The 19,483-nt window shown below is 63.0% G+C and carries 20 protein-coding genes; 8 read left to right on the top strand and 12 right to left on the bottom strand.

Translation table 11 applies throughout. The features are described from left to right. Window positions 1-28 precede the first annotated feature (28 nt). Entirely contained in the window at window positions 29-1,537 is a 1,509-nt protein-coding gene (glpK, locus tag ACFWEM_RS07130) for a glycerol kinase GlpK (protein ID WP_230814506.1), read from the bottom strand. Between the two features lie 64 nt (window positions 1,538-1,601). After that, on the bottom strand, window positions 1,602-2,429 hold the full coding sequence (locus tag ACFWEM_RS07125; RefSeq protein ID WP_378532309.1) for an MIP/aquaporin family protein: 828 nt from the start codon (window positions 2,427-2,429) through the stop codon (window positions 1,602-1,604). Between the two features lie 239 nt (window positions 2,430-2,668). Here ACFWEM_RS07125 and ACFWEM_RS07120 point away from each other — a divergent pair, with 239 nt between their 5' ends. Further along, window positions 2,669-3,652 (top strand): sugar-binding domain-containing protein, encoded by a 984-nt coding sequence (locus ACFWEM_RS07120; protein WP_317828753.1) that lies wholly within the window; start codon window positions 2,669-2,671, stop codon window positions 3,650-3,652. On the opposite strand, the gene ACFWEM_RS07115 is transcribed toward ACFWEM_RS07120, so the two are convergent. Further along, window positions 3,587-4,390 (bottom strand): TetR/AcrR family transcriptional regulator, encoded by an 804-nt coding sequence (locus ACFWEM_RS07115; RefSeq protein WP_378532770.1) that lies wholly within the window; start codon window positions 4,388-4,390, stop codon window positions 3,587-3,589. The two genes, ACFWEM_RS07120 and ACFWEM_RS07115, sit on opposite strands and share 66 nt — an antisense overlap. Before the next feature lie 92 nt (window positions 4,391-4,482). Here ACFWEM_RS07115 and ACFWEM_RS07110 point away from each other — a divergent pair, with 92 nt between their 5' ends. Together ACFWEM_RS07110 and ACFWEM_RS07105 are read left to right on the top strand one after the other, a co-directional pair. After that, window positions 4,483-5,436 (top strand): ATP-binding cassette domain-containing protein, encoded by a 954-nt coding sequence (locus tag ACFWEM_RS07110; protein WP_378532306.1) that lies wholly within the window; start codon window positions 4,483-4,485, stop codon window positions 5,434-5,436. Further along, window positions 5,433-6,194, top strand: coding sequence for an ABC transporter permease (locus ACFWEM_RS07105; RefSeq protein WP_378532304.1), 762 nt, complete (start codon window positions 5,433-5,435; stop codon window positions 6,192-6,194). The genes ACFWEM_RS07110 and ACFWEM_RS07105 overlap by 4 nt, the downstream gene beginning before the upstream one ends. 91 nt (window positions 6,195-6,285) lie before the next feature. Here the strand turns inward: ACFWEM_RS07105 and ACFWEM_RS07100 are convergent, their stop codons facing one another. The 5 genes from ACFWEM_RS07100 to pdxH all read right to left on the bottom strand — a co-directional run bounded on the left by ACFWEM_RS07100 (window position 6,286) and on the right by pdxH (window position 11,340). Further along, entirely contained in the window at window positions 6,286-6,648 is a 363-nt protein-coding gene (locus tag ACFWEM_RS07100) for an FKBP-type peptidyl-prolyl cis-trans isomerase (RefSeq protein ID WP_003940440.1), read from the bottom strand. Between the two features lie 70 nt (window positions 6,649-6,718). Continuing rightward, a complete protein-coding gene (locus tag ACFWEM_RS07095; protein ID WP_003940509.1) occupies window positions 6,719-8,017 on the bottom strand; it encodes a citrate synthase in 1,299 nt (432 codons plus the stop codon). A 358-nt stretch (window positions 8,018-8,375) separates the two neighbouring features. After that, the gene (locus ACFWEM_RS07090; RefSeq protein ID WP_378532302.1) at window positions 8,376-9,323 is read right to left on the bottom strand and encodes an aldose 1-epimerase family protein; all 948 of its coding nucleotides are present in this window, start codon (window positions 9,321-9,323) and stop codon (window positions 8,376-8,378) included. A 41-nt stretch (window positions 9,324-9,364) separates the two neighbouring features. Next, window positions 9,365-10,630 carry an MFS transporter gene (locus ACFWEM_RS07085; RefSeq protein ID WP_378532300.1) on the bottom strand — a complete coding sequence of 422 codons (1,266 nt, stop codon included), beginning with the start codon at window positions 10,628-10,630 and terminating at the stop codon, window positions 9,365-9,367. Continuing rightward, on the bottom strand, window positions 10,627-11,340 hold the full coding sequence (pdxH, locus tag ACFWEM_RS07080; protein WP_378532298.1) for a pyridoxamine 5'-phosphate oxidase: 714 nt from the start codon (window positions 11,338-11,340) through the stop codon (window positions 10,627-10,629). Before pdxH ends, ACFWEM_RS07085 begins: the two co-directional genes overlap by 4 nt. 245 nt (window positions 11,341-11,585) lie before the next feature. On the opposite strand from pdxH, the gene ACFWEM_RS07075 reads away from it, so the two are divergent. From ACFWEM_RS07075 to ACFWEM_RS07060, 4 genes are all read left to right on the top strand, one after another. After that, on the top strand, window positions 11,586-12,713 hold the full coding sequence (locus ACFWEM_RS07075; RefSeq protein ID WP_230814514.1) for a citrate synthase 2: 1,128 nt from the start codon (window positions 11,586-11,588) through the stop codon (window positions 12,711-12,713). Window positions 12,714-12,775: 62 nt separating this feature from the next. Then, the gene (serC, locus tag ACFWEM_RS07070; RefSeq protein WP_007733484.1) at window positions 12,776-13,897 is read left to right on the top strand and encodes a phosphoserine transaminase; all 1,122 of its coding nucleotides are present in this window, start codon (window positions 12,776-12,778) and stop codon (window positions 13,895-13,897) included. 199 nt (window positions 13,898-14,096) lie between these two features. Further along, window positions 14,097-15,011, top strand: a complete 915-nt coding sequence (gene sepH, locus ACFWEM_RS07065) for a septation protein SepH (protein WP_378532296.1) — start codon at window positions 14,097-14,099, stop codon at window positions 15,009-15,011. A gap of 52 nt (window positions 15,012-15,063) precedes the next feature. Continuing rightward, on the top strand, window positions 15,064-15,849 hold the full coding sequence (locus tag ACFWEM_RS07060) for a DUF6928 family protein (protein ID WP_378532294.1): 786 nt from the start codon (window positions 15,064-15,066) through the stop codon (window positions 15,847-15,849). Between the two features lie 20 nt (window positions 15,850-15,869). On the opposite strand, the gene ACFWEM_RS07055 is transcribed toward ACFWEM_RS07060, so the two are convergent. From ACFWEM_RS07055 to ACFWEM_RS07045, 3 genes are read right to left on the bottom strand one after another with little or no spacing between them, the layout of a single operon-like run. After that, window positions 15,870-16,130 carry a DUF2537 domain-containing protein gene (locus ACFWEM_RS07055; protein ID WP_378532292.1) on the bottom strand — a complete coding sequence of 87 codons (261 nt, stop codon included), beginning with the start codon at window positions 16,128-16,130 and terminating at the stop codon, window positions 15,870-15,872. Next, a complete protein-coding gene (locus tag ACFWEM_RS07050) occupies window positions 16,127-16,933 on the bottom strand; it encodes a TrmH family RNA methyltransferase (protein ID WP_378532289.1) in 807 nt (268 codons plus the stop codon). Before ACFWEM_RS07050 ends, ACFWEM_RS07055 begins: the two co-directional genes overlap by 4 nt. Before the next feature lie 48 nt (window positions 16,934-16,981). Next, window positions 16,982-17,572 (bottom strand): TetR/AcrR family transcriptional regulator, encoded by a 591-nt coding sequence (locus tag ACFWEM_RS07045; protein ID WP_378532287.1) that lies wholly within the window; start codon window positions 17,570-17,572, stop codon window positions 16,982-16,984. Between the two features lie 70 nt (window positions 17,573-17,642). Between ACFWEM_RS07045 and ACFWEM_RS07040 the strand changes: the two genes are divergently transcribed. Next, the gene (locus tag ACFWEM_RS07040) at window positions 17,643-18,191 is read left to right on the top strand and encodes a hypothetical protein (protein WP_378532285.1); all 549 of its coding nucleotides are present in this window, start codon (window positions 17,643-17,645) and stop codon (window positions 18,189-18,191) included. Here the strand turns inward: ACFWEM_RS07040 and ACFWEM_RS07035 are convergent. Further along, entirely contained in the window at window positions 18,175-19,482 is a 1,308-nt protein-coding gene (locus ACFWEM_RS07035; protein ID WP_378532768.1) for an MFS transporter, read from the bottom strand. The two genes, ACFWEM_RS07040 and ACFWEM_RS07035, sit on opposite strands and share 17 nt — an antisense overlap. Window position 19,483: the final 1 nt, after the last annotated feature.

Genomic DNA, 19,483 nt, shown 5'->3' with positions numbered 1-19,483 from the left:
AAAATAGGTAGAAATGCGGGCGCCGCGATCAGTCTGCGTCGACCCAGTCGAGTGTCCGAGTGACGGCCTTCTGCCAGCCTGCGTACAGCCGGTCCCGCTCCGCCGAATCCATCGACGGCGTCCAACTCTTGTCCTTCGCCCAGTTGCTGCGAATGTCGTCCTCGCTCTCCCAGTACCCGACCGCGAGACCAGCGGCGTATGCAGCGCCCAAAGCCGTGGTCTCTGCCACGACCGGGCGGATCACCTCGACGTCGAGCAGATCGGCCTGGAATTGCATGAGGAGTTCGTTCGCGACCATTCCTCCGTCGACCTTGAGCACCTTCAAGTCGACACCCGAGTCGAGGTTCATCGCCTCGATCACCTCACGGCTCTGGTACGCAGTCGCTTCGAGCACCGCCCGGGCAAGGTGCCCCTTGTTCACGAACCGGGTCAGACCGACGATCGCGCCGCGTGCATCCGCGCGCCAATGCGGTGCAAACAGACCCGAGAACGCGGGCACGAAGTACGCGCCGCCGTTGTCCTCCACAGAGCGAGCGTTCACCTCGATGTCGGCCGCGTTGTCGATCATGCCGAGGTTGTCCCGAAGCCACTGCACCAGCGAACCCGTCACGGCGATCGATCCTTCCAGCGCATAGACAGTGGGCTGCTCGCCGATCTTGTAACAGACCGTCGTCAGCAATCCGTTCTTGCTCATCACCTTTTCGGTGCCGGTGTTGAGGAGCACGAAATTGCCGGTTCCGTAGGTGTTCTTCGCTTCTCCGGGCGAGAGGCAGGCCTGGCCGAAGGTCGCAGCCTGCTGATCACCGAGGATTCCGGCGATCGGCACGCCGGACAGGGTGCCACGTTCACGGACGAATCCGAAGACCTCGGACGAGCTGCGGATCTCGGGAAGCATGGACTCCGGAATTCCCATGTCGGCACAGATCGCCGAATCCCAAGCGAGAGTGTCGAGATCCATCAGCAGGGTGCGCGAGGCGTTGGTCGGATCGGTGGCGTGCACTCCGCCTTGGACGCCGCCGGTCATGTTCCACAACACCCAGGTGTCCATCGTGCCGAAGCACAACTCGCCGGCTTCGGCCTTGTCGCGAGCGCCCTCGACGTTGTCGAGAATCCACTTGACCTTGGGGCCCGAGAAGTACGTTGCCAACGGCAGTCCGGTGACCTCGGTGTACTTCTTGGGGCCGTCTTCGCCCGCGAGCGCCGTGCAGATCCGATCAGTGCGTGTGTCCTGCCAGACGATCGCGTTGTAGACGGGCTTTCCGGTTGCTCGTTCCCAGACCACGGCCGTCTCACGCTGATTGGTGATTCCGACGGATGCGATGTCGGCTGCGGTCAAGTCTGCATTGGCCAGGGCGCCCGCCGTGACGTTGCGGACGTTGTCCCAGATCTCGATCGGATCGTGCTCGACCCAACCCGCCTGTGGGAAGATCTGTGAGTGCTCATGCTGTTCGACGGCAACCACGTGCCCACTGTGATCGAAGATCATGCAACGAGTGGAGGTGGTTCCCTGGTCTATCGCGGCTACGAACTGCGCCATCGTGCTACCCCTTTGGTGTCGAAGAAAGTGCGAAAGATTTACTGTCAGAGATGATGATTCGCCGTCACGCCGGTATCGTGGCCGGCTCCTCGGCCGCCTTCTCCACCGACTCGTCAGGCAGGAATCGTCCAACCAGCTTGTCGTAGAGGAACACCCCGATCGGAGCGCCGATCAGCGGTCCAACGATGGGCACCCAGAAGTACAAACTTCCGTACTGATCCCGCCAGGCACTGCCGTAACCGGTGAGGTACGACGCCAGACGCGGGCCGAAGTCACGGGCCGGATTGATGGCGTAACCCGCGTTGGTAGCCCAGGCGAATCCGATTCCCACCACGATCAATCCGACGACGAAGGGCGCGAGATTCGCAAGCGGCGGAGTGCCGCGGGAATCCGTCACGGCAACGATGAGAAACAGCAGGATGGCCGTACCGATGATCTGATCGATCAGCGCCGAGCCGAGACTGACCGGAAGCGTTCCGTTTCCCGGCATCGTCGAGAAGATCGTCTGAGTGGCCGTGGTGTGTCCGGGATCGATGGCGTTGAGCATGTCGTTGTAATTCCATCGAACGATCAACGCCGCGACAAATGCGCCCGCAGTCTGCGCCAGCGTGTACGGCAGCACCTTGCGCCAGGAGAAGTCCCGGAAGATCGCGAAGGCGAACGTGACCGCGGGGTTCAGATGAGCACCCGTCGCCCGGCCTGCGACATAGATTCCGAACATCACGCCGAGTCCCCAGGCCCACGCAATGCTGTCGTGTCCACCGAGACCCCCTTCGCTCCCGCCGGACACCACCTGCGCCACCACCCCGACGCCGAACAAGATCAAGATCATCGTTCCTGCAAACTCGGCTGCCAACTCGCCTGGAAGCCCCAATCGCTTGGCTTTCTCCATCCCCACCCTCACCTCGTTGTGATGCATGTCATAGTTTGGTCTGCTGCACTCGTAGCGTAAGGCCCTTTGCACATTCACGCATAGCTCGTGCACATATGTGCAAATTGCCCATTTACGCACCGTAACGCGGGTAACAGACACACTTCAGGGACTTTGCGTGATCGAACGCTTCGGCCTGGTCCTACTCGGATAAGATTCGGTTCAGTGCCCTTGCACGTACGTGCAGACAGGACGAAACCATGGAAACTCCCACTTCCGACTCTCCAACCTCAGACCCGGCAGACCCGCGTATCGCCGACGCCGTTCAGGCCGCTCGCCTCTACTACTTCCAAGATCAGACGATGGCTGCCATCGGGCGCGACATGGGAGTCTCCAGATCCACCGTCTCCAGGCTGATCACCTACGCACGCACTTCGGGACTCGTCGAGATCAAGATCAGCACGCCGCACGGCCAGGCACCTCGCATCGAACGCGAGTTCTCGGAACGATACGGAGTACGCGCACACGTAGTGACCGTGCCGGAACTGGTGGGGGATCTCGAGCGACTCGAGAAGGTAGCCACTTTCGCGGGACGCCTGTTGGCCTCGTTCTTCGACAGCGACATGGTGATGGGAATCGCCTGGGGAACCACTCTCAGTGAAGTCAGCAAGCACCTCGCCCCCAAACGCACGTACAACTCCTACGTCGTGCAACTCAACGGTGCTGCCAATACCCGCACCACGGGAATCTCCTACGCCAGCGACATCATCAGAACCATCGCCGACGCCTACGGCGCTCTGCCACAAGGATTTCCGGTACCTGCATTCTTCGACTACCCGGAAACCCGGGAACAGTTGTGGCGCGAACGCAGCATCAAGCGAGTGCTGGACATGCAGAAACGAATGGACCTGGCAGTCTTCAGCATCGGTGTCCCGGGTGGCAACGTGCCCAGTCACGTCTACACCGCCGGATACCTCGAACCCGATGAAGCAGAAGCACTTCGACGCGACGGAGTGGTCGGGGACATCGCAACCGTGTTCTTCCGGTCCGACGGGAGCTATCGCGGCATAGAACTCAACGAGCGCGCGAGTGGACCGCGGCTCGACCTTTTCGAGAAGGTCGCCAGACGCGTGTGCATCGTCGCCGGAACAGCAAAACTGCCCGCCCTGGAGGGAGCACTACGGGGCGGGCTGATCACCGACCTGATCATCGACGACGTCAGTGCCACCGCACTGGTGTCCTGACCGCTGCACCAACTTCTCGATTCCGTCGAGCAGAAGGCCAAGCGAGAAACTGAAATCGAAAGCATCATCGCCGGCTGCCTCGCCCTCCGGACTGCCGTCCTCGAAGCCTCCCTCCTCGATTGCAGCACTGAGGTAGGGAAAGTCCTCGCGGTTGATGACTCGCGCGATGAGGGCGCCGTAAGCCACGTCGTCGTCAGCCGACTGCGCCGACCGCGAAGCCAGGTCAGCCGAGAAGCGGGCACGGCCGATCACGAACAACGACACGTTGGTCACCACCTGGAACTTCGATGCGGCACTCAGAGCGACGCCGTCGAGTGCGCTCAGCCCCGCGTCGAGCCACGCCATGTTGTTCGGTCCGGTCGGCGGAGCGGTGATGGGCAGCTTGAGCCACCAGGGCCGACTCAGCATCGTGGCGTACTCCTGGTTCGCCCACGCCTCGAGCTTGACGCGCCAGGTCACGTCGTCGGGAATTATCGGCGGCGGCCCGATCACTCGATCCGAAATCAGTTCGATCAGTTCGTCTTTGCTTGCCACGTAGCGATAGAGCGACATCGTCGCGAACCCGAGCGCTTTGGCCACCCGGCCCATCGACAGTGCCGTGACACCTTCGGCGTCGGCCAACTCGATCGCGGTGTCGAGGATGTGCTCGAGACTGAGCCCCTTCTTGGGACCCCGCGTTCCGGGCTGATCCAGTCCCCAGGCCAGTTCGACCGTCCTCGGTAGCGCGCCGCCATCCATACAGCTCCCACTCTTCGCTCTTGCCATCATCCTAGAACTGTGTACGCTATAAACAAGAGTTTATGCCATACACAGTTACCTTGGAGGTTTCGATGCCAGGAACGATCTCCGCAATCTCGGTCCGCGGACTCCGCAAGCGCTACGGCGATCAACAGGTTCTGGACGGACTCGATCTGTCGGTACCAGCCGGATCGGTGTACGCCCTCCTCGGCGCGAACGGCGCCGGAAAGACCACAGCGGTAAGAATTCTCACCACCCTCATTCCTTTCGACGCCGGCGAGGTCACCGTGGCGGGCCACTCACTCCCCGACGATCCCCAGAACGTTCGCCGACGCATCAGCGTCACCGGGCAATATGCTGCCGTCGACACGCTGTTGACCGGTTCCGAGAACCTGACTCTCCTGGGCGAGCTGAATCACCTGGGCCGGAAGAACTCTCGAAAACGTGCCGACGAACTGCTCGACCAGTTCGACCTGACGGACTTCGGCGACAAACGAGCGGGCGACTACTCGGGCGGCATGCTCAGGCGACTCGATATCGCGATGAGCCTGATCGCGAAGCCGGACGTCGTCTTCCTCGACGAACCCACCACCGGCTTGGACCCGAGAAGCCGCCACGAAATGTGGTCGATAGTTCGTGGCCTCACAGCGTCGGGTGTCACGATCTTCCTCACCACCCAATACCTCGACGAGGCAGACGAATTGGCCGACACCGTCGGCGTGCTCAGTGGCGGCCGTCTGGTCGCCGAGGGAACACCTGACGAACTCAAGCGACTTGTTCCCGGCGGCCACGTCGCACTGCAATTCGAGAACCTGGCCCAACTCGACCTCGCCGCGGCGTCACTGCCGCAGGCACATTCGAATACCGAGACATTGACCCTGCACATCCCTTCCGACGGAGCCGTTCCGTCGATCAAAGCCATCCTCGACTCTATCGACGACCCGTCGATCACCGTCGAGAAGTTCTCCGTTCACACCCCGGATCTGGACGACGTGTTCTTCGCGCTCACCGGATCCGGCCAACCCGAGATTGCGAGCGTTCGATGACGTCCACCATTGCAGTCGATTCCGCGGTGATGCTTCGCCGGAATCTCAAACACGTTCTGCGTAGCCCTGATTCGATGATCACCGCGATAGCGCTGCCGGTCATGCTCATGCTGCTGTTCGTCTACGTCTTCGGTGGTGCCATCAACACCGGTACCGAGTACATCGACTACGTCGTGCCCGGAATCATCCTTCTGTGCGCCGGTTTCGGCGCCTCGACCACCGCCGTCAGCGTCTCGAGCGATATGAAGGACGGGATCATCGACCGTTTCCGGACGCTCGCGATCTCACCGTCATCGGTCCTGACCGGGCATGTGCTCGCCAGCGTCGTTCGCAATGTTCTGACGACGGCGATCGTGGTTCTCGTCGCTCTGATCATGGGGTTTCGTCCGACCAGTGATCCGCTACGGTGGCTCGGCGTCGCCGCGGTGATCGTCGCCTTCGTGTTCGCGATGTCGTACCTGTCGACGGCACTGGGGCTCCTGGCCCGGAACCCCGAGGCGGCAAGTGGTTTCACCTTCGCCATCATGTTCCTGCCCTACGTCAGCACTGCCTTCGTCCCGGCCGAGACGATGCCGTCGTGGCTGCAGGGGTTCGCTCGCCACCAGCCGGTGACTCCCATCATCGAGACGGTGCGTGGACTCTTGATGGGCACCCCGATCGGAAACAGCGCCGTCATCGCGCTCGTCTGGTGCCTGGGCATCGCCGCCGTGGGATTCGTGTGGTCGAACTGGCTCTACCGGCGAAAGACAGCACGCTGACCACACAGGAAAGCCCCGCACCTGACGGTGCGGGGCCCTCGTGCTGTGCGCCTTTATTAACCGCGGGGGGTTAATAAAGGCGCACAGTAAATTACTTGGCGTCCAGCAGATCGATCACGAAGACCAAGGTCTTGCCGGAAAGCTGATGCCCTGCACCGGCGGGGCCGTATGCCAGCTCCGGCGGAATGGTGAGCTGACGGCGTCCGCCGACCTTCATGCCCGGGATGCCGTCCTGCCAGCCCTTGATCAGGCCACGAAGCGGGAACTGAATGGACTCGCCACGGCTCCAGGAAGAGTCGAACTCTTCGCCGGATTCGAACTCGACACCGACGTAGTGAACGTCGACGGTGCCACCGGGAACGGCTTCGGCGCCTTCTCCGACAACCAGGTCCTTTATGACCAGATCGGTCGGCGCGGGGCCTTCCTGGAACTCGATTACGGGCTTGCTACTCATGGGTCCTCCTCGTTGAGGCGAAATATTGGGTACAGAAGACTAGCGGGTGGTGATATCGCTAGGTCACGCGTCAGCGGGACGTGATGTCTCTGTAGTCACGCTCGGTGTAGCCGGTGTAGATCTGGCGCGGGCGGCCGATCTTCGTAGCCGGATCCTCGTGCATTTCACGCCAGTGCGCAATCCAACCGGGCAGACGGCCCATGGCGAACAGCACCGTGAACATACGCGGCGGGAAGCCCATCGCGCGGTAGATGAGGCCGGTGTAGAAGTCGACGTTCGGGTAAAGCTTGCGCTCGATGAAGTAGTCGTCCGTGAGGGCGGCTTCTTCGAGTTGCATTGCGATGTTGAGCAGTTCGTCGTCGCCGCCGAGCTTGGCGAGGATGGTGTGCGCAGTTTCGCGGACCAGCGCAGCGCGCGGATCGTAGTTGCGGTAGACGCGGTGCCCGAAGCCCATGAGCTTCACGCCGTCTTCCTTGTTCTTGACCTTGCGGACGAACTCGGCTGCGGTGCTGCCGCTGGCCTTGATCTCGTCGAGCATCTCGAGCACTGCCTGGTTCGCGCCGCCGTGCAGCGGGCCCCACAGTGCGTTGATGCCGGCGGAGACGGAGGTGAACAGGTTGGCGTCCGACGAGCCGACCATACGCACGGTCGACGTGGAGCAGTTCTGCTCGTGGTCGGCGTGCAGGATCAGCAGCATGTCGAGTGCCTTGGCGACCTCGGGATCACCCTGGTACGGCTCGGCCGGGAAGCCGAACGTCATGCGCATGAAGTTCTCGACCAGGTTCAACGAGTTGTCCGGGTAGAGGAACGGCTGTCCGACGGACTTCTTGTACGCGTACGCAGCGATGGTCGGCAGCTTCGCGAGAAGACGGATGGTGGACAGTTCCACCTGCTCCGGATCCTCGGGATCGAGCGAATCCTGGTAGTACGCCGACAGTGCGTTCACTGCGGACGAGAGAACCGGCATCGGGTGAGCGTTGCGCGGGAAACCGTCGAAGAACCGCTTGAGGTCCTCGTGGAGCAGGGTGTGTCGACGAATGCGGTCCGTGAAGGACTCGAGCTGGGCGTCGGTCGGCAGTTCGCCGTAGATCAGCAGGTAGCTGACCTCGATGAACGTCGACTTACCTGCCAACTGCTCGATGGGATATCCGCGGTAACGCAGGATTCCCTTCTCGCCGTCGATATAGGTGATTGCAGAACTGGTGGATGCAGTGTTCACAAAACCGGGGTCAAGGGTGGTGTACCCCGTTGTGGCCAGCAGCTTTCCCAGCTCGATGCCGTCATTGCCCTCGGTTGCCCTGGCAATGGACATCGTGTACTCACCACCGGGGTAAGTAAGCGTGGGCTTTGTGTCATTGTCAGCGGGCACGAAGGATCCCTCTCAAGCTCGAACCAACGAGTAACTACATGCGATCAACTAGAAACTAGTCGCACGGGAGAGATCGTGCCGAAGGAGGGTCGCCCCACGGCTATTTTTCGGGTACTCACGAACCCGACATACCCACCGAAACTGAAACACGTTCCAGGCGGGATTTTCCCACCCGCGTGACCGGTACTCCTGTCTACGGAATCGCGCGCTTACCCGCATTGATCTGCAAGTCTCGACAGCAGCACGAGACGTGGACGAACGATCGACCTTCTGAACCACTGACACGGCGTACCGAAAATCGATTGTTATCGGCCGATACCCAGACTGCGTTACACGATCCCACGGTATGAGAGCCGGATCACAGAGCCTTGATGCCCCAGCTACCAGTCCACGTCTGACCCGGTTGAAGCACCAGGAGATCGATGCCCGAGTTGAATGCATCGGGTGGGCAGGTCATCGGCTCCAACGCCAATGCTCGTCCACGGTCGGGATATCCCTTGTCATTGGCGGGATCTGCGATGAATGCCTGAATCCAGGGGAACTCGCGGTTGGTCCACAACGCTGTGCCCGTTCCATCCGGAGCCAGCAGCTCGTGCTGAGTGCGACCACTGCCGTCGACGACGTCCAACGCGCTGTACGGGGTGTCCAACTGAACCCCGGCGAGCAGTCTCGGCGTCCGGAAGTCGTAGTCCGTACCGGCGACTGCCTGCGAATACGCGTTCGGCAGCATCCTCGCCGGATCGATCGGCAGTCGCGTGCCTGCCGCCAGATGCAGAGCACATTCGTCGAGCGGAAAGTCGCCGGCGCGGATGAAGGTGTGCATTCCGAGCCCGAACGGCGACGAGGTCGCGCCCTTGTTCGTGGCCGTGTGAGTGACGGTCAATCCGTCAACACCGACCTCGTAGGCGACCGTCAGCTGCAACGGATACGGCCAACCCTTGTGCAGTCCCACGTCGACCGACAGTTCGACGCGCTCGTAGGTGTGGTCGACGAGGCTCCAATTCCGACGCCTGACAAACCCGTGGCTTGCGTTTCCCAGCGCCGGTTCGGTGATCTCGAGTTGATGCTCGATTCCGTCGAACATGAAGTGCCCGTCCCGAATCCGGTTGGGCCACGGTGCGAGAACCAATCCGGCAGAGAGCGGCGGCTTCGATCCGAGGGCCCAGGTTTCGGTCAGCGCGCGCTGACCGTTGGGCCCCTCGTGATCGAGAAGCCGCAGTCCGGCACCGGCCGCCGCGATCTCGGCCCGATAGCCGCCACCACGGATCTCGAACCCTCCCCTACCCGTGCTGTGCGGCGCAGTCATACGTACCAGTTTCCACCACGAGCGACCGGTTAACCAGGACGTCAGACGGCGCGTCCCACCTTGTAGCGAACGAACGCCGGGAATGCGAGGGCAGAAAGGACAACACCGACAATCACCAGGAAGCCGCCTCCCGCTGCCGCAACACCGGTTCCGAACAGGAAGGCCGCGCCGCCGTGCAGTACGTCACCGATACGCGGACCACCTGCCACGACCACGATGAAAACGCCCTGCAATCTTCCGCGCATGTCGTCGGTTGCCACTTGCTGGAGCATCGTGCTGCGGAATGCGGCCGAGACCATGTCGACGGCGCCGCCGAACGCCAGGAACGCCACCGCGACCCAGAGCAGAATCACGCTGGAACCGGGACTCGCGAAGTACACGGCAACGCCGAAGCCGACCATGGACAGCCCCCACAGCACGATGCAGACCATCACGGCGCGCCCCTGGTACTGCACCCGCGGCAACCAACCCGAGAAGACTCCGCCCAGAACGGCTCCCACCGACATCGCCGCGAACAGCAGTCCGAGCGCAAAACCACCGCTGGCAGGGTCACCGAAGGATTCGTGTGCGATCTCCGGGAACAGTGCTCGCGACATCCCGAACACCATCGCGATGATGTCCACCACGAACGACGCGAGCAGAACCTTCTGCGTCGCCAGATACGTGAAGCCGCCAAGCACCTCGCTCAATCCGGCCCGCCGAGAGGTACCGGTCGGCGGAATCGCCGGGAGCTTCCACACTGCCCACAACGTGGCGAGCAGAAAGATCGAGTCGACCAGGTAGAGCAGCTGCAGACCTGCCTTCGGAATGAGAACGCCGGCCAGCAGCGGGCCGGCTATTGCACCGAACTGCACGACGGTCATGTTCAGCGAGTTCGCGGCAGGCAACTGTCGGCCCGGAATCAGCCGAGGGATGATCGCCGCTCGAGTCGGCTGGTTGACGGCAAAGAACGCCTGTTGAACTGAGAACAAGCCGAGCACCAACCACACGTTGTTCACGTTCAGCGCGGCTTGGATCCAGAACAGAACCGACGTGACGCCGAGTCCGATCGAGGTGATCATCAACAGTCGTCGTCGATCCATGACATCGGCGAGGGCGCCGCCCCACAGACCGAAAACGATCAGCGGTACCAGGCCGAAGATTCCCGTCAGACCGACATAAGCCGAGCTCAAGGTGATCTGATACACCTGCTGCGGTACGGCGACCACACTGAGCTGAGCGCCGATAACGGTGACGATGCCGGCAGTCCACAGTCGTCGGTAGTCGCGATTCTCGAGCGGAGTCGTATCCGCAAGTAACCGGCTCACGGCTGGAGTCGGACGGCGGACCACTGACCGTCGACCAGGCTCGTGCGAACTCGATTGTGCATGCGGTTCGCGCGCCCTTGCCAGAACTCGACAGACTCCGGCCGGATCAGAATCCCGCCCCAGTTCGGTGGCACCGGAATCTCTCCGTCCACGCCGAATCGGGCCGCGACCTCACGCAGTTGCTCGTCGAGATCGGCACGCGAGCCGATCGCACGAGACTGCGACGACGCCCACGCACCGAGCTGCGATCCACGAGGCCTGGTCCGCCAATACTCCTGCGTCAGTTCAGCACTCACCCGCTCGGTGGCGCCGCGAACGATCACCTGCCTGGCAAGGGTCAGCCACGTGAAGTTGGCCGACGCGTACGGATGGGCGTCGAGTTGACGAGCCTTGTCGGATCCGTAGTTGGTGAAGAAGAGCACGCCGTCTTCACTGAGGCCTTTGCAGAGCACGGTGCGCGAGGCCGGGTGTCCACTGTCGTCGACCGTCGACAGAGTCATGGCATTCGGTTCCGGCGCGTCCGCTTCGACGGCGTCCACGAGCCATTGACGCATGAGGGGCAGCCAACCGGTCTCGACGACCGAGGTATCCAATTCCGCACTCATGCGGTCCTCGACGGACTCCGATTCGCTGCCTGCTTGCGGATAGCCCACACGCATGGCCGCGAGTTCGTTGTCCACCGCCTGCGGGTCCTGACGTTCATTCGACACAGCCGAGAACGCTACTCCCGGGTACTCACTGGCCAACGGCTACGCGGCACGCGCTAAAGTTTGCCGTGGCTAGACCCGACCCGGACCGCGAGCCGCACCAGCGACAGCAACCGAATCGGGACGAGAAGATTGCGCAGTACTAAACACGGTGCGTGCTCATCCCTGCGAGCACCGAGGCGCAGTCACTGAAGCTGAGGCAGTGCGACTGTAGACCTGGCGCACTCGAACGAGGAGAGTCCACGAGAATGGCAGCGAGCGCAGCAATACCGGACGATTTTGTGAGCGGACTCGAAGGCGTCGTCGCCTTCACCAGCGATATCGCAGAACCCGACAAAGACGGCGGCGCACTGCGCTACCGCGGAGTCGACATCGAAGACTTGGTCGGCCAGAGGGTCACCTTCGGCAACGTATGGGCCCTTCTCGTCGACGGCCGCTTCGGCCCCGGCCTCCCGCCGGCCGAGCCGTTCCCCCTCCCCATTCACACCGGCGACGTCCGTGTCGACGTCCAGGCCGGACTGGCGATGCTGGCTCCCATCTGGGGCTACCAGCCACTCCTCGACATCGATGACGAGACCGCCCGCGACCAGCTCGCCCGCGCGTCCGTCATGGCACTGTCCTACGTCGCGCAGTCCGCTCGCGGCATCTACCAGCCCGCAGTCCCCCAGAGCCGCATCGACGAGGCCAAGACGGTCACCGAGCGCTTCATGGTGCGCTGGAAGGGCGAGCCCGATCCGGCACACGTCGAGGCAATCGACGCGTACTGGGTCTCCGCAGCCGAGCACGGCATGAACGCCTCCACGTTCACGGCCCGCGTCATCGCCTCCACCGGCGCCGACGTCGCGGCCTCGCTCTCCGGCGCCATCGGCGCGATGTCCGGCCCGCTGCACGGCGGTGCTCCGGCCCGCGTTCTTCCGATGATCGAAGAGACCGAGAAGACCGGCGACGCCCGCGCACTGGTCAAGGGAATCCTCGACCGCAAGGAAAAGCTCATGGGCTTCGGACACCGCGTCTACCGCGCCGAAGATCCCCGTGCACGCGTGCTCCGCGCTACGGCGAAGCGTCTCAACGCTCCCCGCTACGAGGCTGCCGCAGCTCTCGAGCAGGCAGCACTGACGGAACTGCGTGAGCGTCGTCCCGATCGCGCGATCGAGACCAACGTCGAGTTCTGGGCTGCAGTCATCCTCGACTTCGCCGAGGTTCCCGCGCACATGATGCCCGCCATGTTCACCTGTGGTCGCACCGCCGGCTGGTGTGCACACATCCTCGAGCAGAAGCGTCTCGGTAAACTGGTACGCCCGGCCGCCATCTACACCGGCCCGGAGCCCCGCACGCCTGAGTCCGTCGAGGGCTGGGACCAGATCAGCCACGCGTGACACCCGCTCGAATTCGCCAATCATGGTAGTACAGAACACAAGTGAAGGAACAGAAAGAAGCGATGACCTCCACACCGATCATCCCCGCCGACCTCAAGCCCGCCGACGGACGCTTCGGCTGCGGTCCTTCCAAGGTTCGCCCCGAGCAGCTGCAGTCCCTGGTCGAGGTGGGCGCTTCGGTGTTCGGCACCAGCCATCGCCAGAAGCCGGTCAAGAACGTTGTCGCCAGCATTCGTTCCGGCCTCGCCGATCTGTTCTCACTGCCCGAGGGCTACGAGGTCGTCCTCGGTAACGGTGGAACCACTGCGTTCTGGGATGCGGCTGCATTCGGCCTCATCCGCGAGAAGTCGCTGCACCTGACCAACGGCGAATTCAGCTCCAAGTTCGCTTCGGTCGCCAAGGCCAACCCGTTCATCGGTGACCCGATCGTCGTCTCCGCCGATCCGGGCAGCGCACCGGTGCCGGTCTCGGACCCGTCCGTCGATCTCATCGGCTGGGCGCACAACGAGACCTCCACCGGTGTGTCGATCCCCGTCTCGCGTCCCGCGGGTTCGGAGAACGCCCTGATCGCCATCGACGCCACCTCGGGCGCCGGTGGACTCCCAGTCAACGTCGCCGATTCCGACGTCTACTACTTCGCTCCGCAGAAGTGCTTCGCTGCAGACGGCGGACTGTGGATCGCGCTGATGAGCCCGGCCGCCCTCGAACGCGTCGCGGAGATCAAGGATTCGGGACGCTGGACGCCCGACTTCCTCTCGCTGCCCATCGCCGTGGACAACAGCTCCAAGGACCAGACGTACAACACCCCGGCCCTGGCCACCCTGTTGCTCTTCGCCAACCAGATCGAGTGGATGAACAGCAACGGCGGCCTCGACTGGACCACCGCTCGCACCGCGGATTCGTCCTCGCGCCTGTACAACTGGGCCGAGGCCAGCGAGTTCGCAACGCCGTTCGTCGCTGATCCGGCACACCGCTCGCAGGTTGTCGGCACCATCGACTTCAACGACGACGTCGACGCAGCAGAAGTTGCAAAGATCCTGCGCGCCAACGGAATTGTCGACACCGAGCCGTACCGCAAGCTCGGACGCAACCAGTTGCGTGTCGGCATGTTCCCGGCCATCGACCCCGATGACGTCACCGCTCTCACCAAGAGCATCGACTGGGTCGTTTCTCAGCTCGGCTGATTTTCACACTGCTTCACCGCTCGGCCCTCGACATCGTGTCGGGGGCCGAGCGTCGTTTGCGCAAGACCCTGTGAGCTACCACACCGGTAGGTGAATCAGAGGCCATCTCGCCCTGCGTGTCCTGCCGAGCCCATGGTCACGAATGAATTACAGTTGAGCGCGGCGCAAAGTCGCGAGCCGGCGCGATAAGGAGGTCAATGTGCGAGAGCTTCGAGTGATCGGACTTGAACCCGATGGATCGCATGTGGTGTGCGCAGATGCTGAAACCGGCCAGAAATTCCGGCTTCCCGCCGATGACAAACTTCGTGCAGCTTCCCGCGGAGACGTGGCTCGACTCGGCCAGATTGAGATCGAAATGGAAAGCCAACTCCGTCCCCGCGAAATCCAGGCCCGCATCCGTTCCGGTGCTTCCGTAGAACAGGTCGCCGAAGAAGCGAAGATTCCCATCAGCAAGGTCGAGCGCTTTGCGTATCCCGTTCTGCTCGAGCGCTCTCGCGCCGCAGAAATGGCGCAGGGCGGTCACCCGGTTCGCGACAACGGTCCGACGGTTCCCACACTCTCCGAAATCGTGACTCACGCATTCCGTGCTCGTGGCCACAGCATCGACGAGGCCACCTGGGATGCCTGGCGCGACGAGGACAATCAGTGGGTTGCGCAGTTGCAGTGGCAGGCCGGCCGCACCACCAACGCCGCACACTGGCGTTACCAGCCCGATGCACACGGCGGAACGATCGTTGCGCTCGACGACGCAGCATTCGACTTGATCGATCCTGACTTCGGTCGCCCTCTCCGCGGGCTGGTACCGGTGGCCTCGAACGAGCCGGAACAGCTCGAACTGTCCCGATTCGACGTCGAACCGGTGGCGGAAATCGAGCCGACGGTGGTTCCCGAACGGACTGTGGTTGCCGAACGGACTGTGATTCCCGAACGGATCGTGGCGCCCGAGCCGATTGCCGAACCGGAAACCGTCGTCGCCGAAGAGGTTCCCGAACCTGCGCCGGATGTGACGCCGAAAACCGCGCCGCAACAGACGCAGACAAAGGACAAGCGCGGAAGGCCTGCTCTGCCCTCGTGGGATGACGTTCTTCTCGGGGTCCGCAGCAGCGGTCGCTGACCCGAAGGAAAGTATTCTTCTTTCGAGCGAGGCTGAGGAGAGAGGACTGCCGGTGGCTGCACGGGTATCGACAATCTGGTTTCTGGGCGGCGCAGACGCTCGCACCGAATTGAGCAAGTACCCGCAGCCGGATCAGACAGAGGCGCTGAAAATCGCCATGTCGTTGTATCCGGACAAGGAGTTCGAATCCCTCGGGCCCCAGCCGCTGTCGATGGCCGCGACGGTGAGCCCCGGCTACGTCTTCATCGGCGCGTACAACCGGGTGAGCGTCGTATGCAGCGCCGAACTCAGCACCTTCGTCCCCTCGAAACTGCCTGAGTCCTGGCACCTTTCGGCCGAGGGTGGGTCGACGCTGCTGATCAGCTCCGTCCCCGAAACCGCGCAGGGCTCGTTTGCACTGTGGGAGGACGGCGAGCTACGACGCTCGTTCAGTGCCATCCCGATAGACATCGTCGAAAATGTGGGGATCCCGCAGACCTGGGAACGGGAATTCTGGGCCGGCGATCATCCTCTGCGCTATCCGCCCGGGATCCTGCCCGAACCACAGTCACTGCCGTTCCACCCGCAACAGTTCGCGGAGTCCGCCAACCTCGAGTGGCTGGGATTCCGGTACACCGGCGCTCCGCGAGAACATGAACTCGACACGACGCAGATTCTCCTGTGGGGCTTCAAGATTCACCGCCCCGGCGAGGCGCCCAAACCTGCGCCACCAGCTCCCGTGCCGGTACCCGAGCAGGCGTCGACCGAGGTGCCCGTGCCCGAGAACATGCCGCCGATCCGCGAGGCGCCGGCAGCCAAGCCTCGCAGCCGCCTCGCCCGCTACTTCGGATTCAAGTAGCGCGGTACGCCTTCACAGGTTCATGCGGCTATCGCTGCGATCCACCCGAGCGGAACGCCGACAACTGCGCCGAAGACCACCCATCGCCAGACAGGAATCGCTCGCCAGCGCCACACGGTCGGCGCAAGTCCGCCTACCGCAATGAGATTGACGACAATCGCCAGGAGCACGTTCACGTTGCCCAGTGCGACGCAGAACGCCGCGACGGCACTGGTCGAGAGCATCGCGGCGAATACCGACACCGCGATTCCGGTGAACCAGGGTGTGCGGTCCTGAGTCACCGGCCGGTCCTGACACGTTCGTAGAAGGCCATCGCCGCTGCGGTCGCGACGTTGAGCGAATCGGTGCCTGGTGCCATCGGTATCTTGGCGCGAATGTCGGTGGCGCGCATCGCATGTTCGGTCAGTCCTGGCCCCTCGGCGCCCAGCAGTAGCGCCACCTTCTCCCCGGTCATCGCTTCGGCGAGAGTGACCGCCTCCGGGTTCGGGGTCAAGGAGATGAGCTGAAAACCGTTGCCACGCAGCTCTTCCAAGTCGTACGGCCATTTCGCCACGTGCGCGAAGGGCACTCGCAGCACGTGCCCCATCGACACGCGGACCGAGCGCCGGTACAACGGGTCGGCACAACCCTTCCCGAACAGAACGGCGTCGACGCCGAGCCCCGCAGCGTTACGGAACATCGAGCCGAGGTTCTCGTGATCGTTGACACCTTCGAGGATCGCTACCGTCTTCGCATCCCTCAACACGTCCGAGACCGCGAGCGGTGCCGGACGTGATGCTGCAGCGAGGACGCCACGGTTCAGGTGGAATCCGACGACCTCGGCCATCACTTCGGCGCTCGTACGGTAGAACGGCACGTCCACACCGTCGAGATCGTCAGCCAACTCCACGAGCCGTCGTTCGACGCCGAGGAGACTGATCGGCTCGAACCGCGAGGTCAGCAGCCGCTGAGTGACGAACACTCCCTCGGCGATCACCAACCCCTTGCCCTCCGGCAGGTCGGGGCGTCGATCCGAGGAGTTGAGATCGCGAAAGTCATCCAGCCGGGAGTCGGCGGGATCTGAGATGTCGATGACGTGAACCACGGGTCTATCGTGCCGTACGCACCGCGAGCCCCCACCACTACTCCCGACCTAGCGCAACAGCGTGACAAAATGCGCGTCGAGCACCTGGCTGATCACCTCCGGATTGGTTCGCTCGGGATTGTCGACGCCGTGCGACGCGAGCCCGTCGGCGAGCGCATGCAATCTCATCGCCTCGATGTCGACCGAGGCACCCGGCCGTAGAAAACCCGCTCGATGCGCCGCTTCCACGAACGAACGAAAGTGCTCGAACAAGGTCCGGTCTGTCTCGTCACGCACCGCCGTCAACGCCGGATCGGTCTGGGCGGCAGCAGCAAAGGCCTCCCAAACCTGCATTTCTTCACGCCGATCTTCGTCCAGGGGCACGAACTGATCGGTGAACTGGCGGATCGCGCGGCGGATGTCGGGATCGAAGTCGATGCCGGCAATCCTCTTCTCCACCCGAACGGTCACGAGCGTCATCGCGAACAGCAAGAGTTCGGACTGCGTGGTGAAGAAGTGACGCAGCGAGCCCGTCGACATCTTCGCCTCGTCCGCGACGGCTCGGACGCTGGCGCTCGCGACACCGTCGCGTCGAATCACACGCCAGACAGCCTCGGCGATCTCTTCTCGTCGCTCGTCGGGACTGATTCGTTTCACCACTTCACAAAACTAACACAACTGTGCTAGTTTTCCTCCACTAATACAGTCGTACTAGAAATGAGCTGATGTCATGATCGTCCACCTGATCATCGCGTGCGAAATCATGTTCTGGGTGTTCATCGCCGTCGGTCTCGCCGCCCGCTATCTCCTGCGCCGCAAGACGCTGGGCGCCGCGCTGCTCATCTGCGCTCCCCTGGTCGACGTGGTCCTGCTCGTCGCCACGGCCCTCGATCTTCGCGGCGGTGGCGAGGCGAACTTCACCCACGGCCTTGCCGCGGCCTACATCGGCTTTTCCGTCGCGTTCGGACACAGCCTCATCTCCTGGGCCGACACCAGGTTCGCCTACCGATTCGCCGGCGGCCCAGCGCCCGTGGCACCGCCCAAGTACGGGAGTGCGCGGGCCCTGCGCGAATGGCGCGAGTTCGGCAAAGCCGCGATCGCCTGGGCCGTCGCGTGCGGACTTCTCGGCGCGGCCATCTTCCTCGTCGACGACCCCACCCGTACTGGAGCCCTCGACGGATGGATCAGCAAGCTGACAGTGGTACTCGCAATCTGGGGAGCAATCGCCCTGAGCTACACGGTGTTTCCCAAGCGTGAGAAGGTCACGGCGCGCGGCTAGCCTCGACTGCCTGTTCGGTCGCGTCGCATACGATCACCGGACGCAGGACGAAAACCGGCAGCCTGCCACCGTCTTCGGGTCGCGCAAGACGAAGTTTCAGCCCTTCGCTGCGTAGCAGGTACACCCCGGCCACAGTGCCCGAGACGAGCGAGATCACTCCGCCCACGATCAAGGGCGCACGTGGGTCCACGGAGTCGGCGAGCCAACCCAGCAACGGGCTTCCCAGCGGTGTGCCACCGAGGAAACTGAGCATGTAGATACCCATCACACGCCCGCGCATCTCGGAGGGCACCGACATCTGCAGGATGTTCATCGCGGACGTCGTGAACGTCAACGTCAGTGCGCCCGTAGGGATCAACATCAGCGCCACCAACGCGTAGGTGGGCATCAATCCCACCGCGACCTCGAACACACCGAAAGCCACGGCGGCACCGAGGAACGTCCGCAACCGCGGCGCTTCCTTCCGTCTTGCGGCGTACGCAGCGCCGGCAAGGGTGCCCACGGCGAGCGTCGTGGACAGCAATCCGTAACCGTCGGCCTCGAGGCCGAACGTGTTGCGCGCCATCACCGCAAGGCTGATCGCGAAGTTCAGACCGAACGTCGAGACCATGAAGACGGACACCATGATCACCCGAAGGTCCTTGCGGCCCCACACATATCGGAACCCGTCGCGCACCTGCCCCTTGGTACGCGGAGCCGGTTCGGACGGGATCAACTCCTTCTTGTTCATGAGGTAGAGCGCGATGAGCACCCCACCGAACGTCGCGACGTTGAGCAGGAACACCCACCCGGTACCGATCAGGTTGATCAGAACACCCGAGATGGCCGGACCGACGATGCGGGCCGTGTTGAACGTCATGGAGTTGAGCGCGATGGCGTTGGACAGGTGCTCCTTGCCCACCATTTCGATAGTGAACGACTGACGCACCGGTGCGTCGAGCGCCGAGACACAGCCGAGCGCAAAGGCAATCAGGAAGACGTGCCATAACGCGACCAGTCCGCCGACGTCCAACACACCCAGTACCAGCGCACAGGCCGCACTCGCCCACTGCGTGAAGATCAGGATCCGACGCTTGTCGTACCGATCGGCCAGCACACCGCCCCATACCGAGAGGAACAGCGTCGGGCCGAACTGCAAGGCCATGACGATGCCCACCGCCAACGCGTTGCCGTCCGAGAGCGTCAGTACCAGCCAGTCCTGGGCGATACGTTGCATCCACGTGCCGACCAGAGAAACGATCTGTCCGGAAGCCCAAAGGCGGTAGTTACGGTTGTGGAGCGCGGCAAACATG

Source organism: Rhodococcus sp. NPDC060176, assembly GCF_042728675.1.
Lineage (GTDB): Bacteria > Actinomycetota > Actinomycetes > Mycobacteriales > Mycobacteriaceae > Rhodococcus_F.
The sequence above is the reverse complement of the archived record's forward strand: the minus strand, read 5'-3'. Positions and strand labels throughout refer to the sequence as shown.